The organism is Streptomyces sp. SP17BM10, assembly GCF_036322405.1.
Lineage (GTDB): Bacteria > Actinomycetota > Actinomycetes > Streptomycetales > Streptomycetaceae > Kitasatospora.
The window spans coordinates 1-357 of record NZ_JAQYXB010000361.1 but is presented as its reverse complement, the minus strand read 5'-3'; the positions used below and the strand labels follow the sequence as shown (position 1 = coordinate 357).

The window sequence follows — 357 nt, the reverse complement described above, 5'->3', positions numbered from 1 at the left end:
GGCGGTCACCTGCTTGACGCCGGCGGCGTCGGGCACGGCGTAGAACGTGCTCCAGGTGCCGGCCGTGTAGTCGCCGGTGGTGGTCCAGATGCGGTCGTCGCCGCCGATGGCGAACAGGAGCAAGCACGTGCCGAAGGCCTTCGCGGTCAGGATCCTGTAGCCGCTGTAGTCCACGGTGGAGGTCCACAACTGTACGTCGCCGCCGATGGCGAAGAGGCGGACCTTGTCGCCCATCGCGTCGGCGGTCACCTGCTGGATGGCGCTGTTGCCCGGCACGGCCTGGAACGCGCTCCAGGTGCCGTTGGCACCGTCCTTGCTGGCGCTCCAGATGCGCTGGTCGCTGCCGATGGCGAACAG

Annotated in this window: 1 pseudogene; it reads right to left on the bottom strand. The window is 68.9% G+C overall.

Going from position 1 to position 357, the window contains the following annotated elements:
- Nucleotides 1-357 (bottom strand): annotated as a pseudogene (locus tag PUR71_RS02775) (hypothetical protein); the annotation flags it as partial.